This is a genomic window from Micromonospora maritima (assembly GCF_902825405.1).
GTDB lineage: Bacteria > Actinomycetota > Actinomycetes > Mycobacteriales > Micromonosporaceae > Micromonospora > Micromonospora maritima.
The window spans coordinates 1-1,194 of the sequence record NZ_CADEAU010000881.1; the positions used below are offsets into that span (position 1 = coordinate 1).

Below are 1,194 nucleotides of genomic sequence, written 5' to 3' on the forward strand. Positions count from 1 at the left end.
GTCCGCCGCGCCGGCCGACGAGCCGGACACCTCCACCGACGAGCCCGCCGCCGCACCCGGCGCGGAGGCCGCCCGTCCCACCGACGAGCCGGGCGTCCCCGCCGCCCCACCACCGGCGAAGAAGGCCGTGGCGAAGAAGGCCGTGGCCAAGAAGGCCGTGGCGAAGAAGGCCGTCGCCCGGAAGGCGGTGGCGGACGGGACCGACTTCGACCCGGCCGGCACCGGGTCGGCCCGACCGGCGACGCCCTCCGGCCCGGCCGTGGCCGACCGGCCGGGGGACCACTGGGACCGCAGGGTCGCCCAGGGGCTCGCGTTCCTGCGCCGCCGGCTCTCCGGTGACTACGAGGTGGACGAGTTCGGCTTCGACCCCGACCTCACCGACGCGGTCTTCCACCCGCTGGTCCGGCTGCTCTACCGCGACTGGTTCCGCACCGAGGTCGGCGGCGTCGAGCACGTGCCGGCCGACGGCGCGGGCCTGGTGGTCGGCAACCACTCCGGCACCGTGGCGCTGGACGCGCTGGTGCTCTCCGCCGCGCTGCACGACCGGCACCCGCAGCACCGCTACCTGCGGCTGCTCGGCGCCGACCTGGTGTTCCGGATGCCCGTGGTCTCCGAGCTCGCCCGCAAGACCGGCGGCACGGTGGCCTGCAACCCGGACGCGGAGCGGCTGCTCGGCAACGGCGAGCTGGTCGGCGTGTTTCCGGAAGGCTTCAAGGGGGTCGGCAAGCTCTACGCCGACCGCTACAAGCTCCAGCGGTTCGGCCGGGGCGGCTTCGTGTCCGCCGCGCTGCGTACCGGCACGCCGATCGTGCCGGTGGCGATCGTCGGCGGCGAGGAGATCTACCCGATGCTCGCCGACATCAAGCCCCTCGCCCGGCTGCTCAAGCTGCCCTACTTCCCGGTGACGCCGACGTTCCCCTGGCTGGGGCCGCTGGGCATGGTGCCGCTGCCGAGCAAGTGGCTGATCGAGTTCTGCCCGCCGATCCCGACCGCGCACCTGCGCGACTCGGCGGACGACCCGCTCGTCGTGTTCAACCTCGCCGACCAGGTGCGGGAGACCATCCAGCAGACGCTGCACAAACTGCTCGAACGTCGCCCCGACCCGTTCGGCCCCTGACCGGGGCCGGCGCCCGCCCCTGTCAGGCGCGCTGGCGGCGGCGGTGCAGCGCCAGCCCGGCGCTGACCGCGCCGGCG

At 75.0% G+C, this 1,194-nt stretch carries 1 protein-coding gene; it reads left to right on the plus strand.

Annotated features, from left to right (window positions below; all coding sequences use genetic code 11):
- The first annotated feature begins 259 nt into the window (after positions 1-259).
- Entirely contained in the window at positions 260-1,117 is an 858-nt protein-coding gene (locus tag HUW36_RS33230; RefSeq protein WP_174531628.1) for a lysophospholipid acyltransferase family protein, read from the plus strand.
- Positions 1,118-1,194 lie beyond the last annotated feature (77 nt).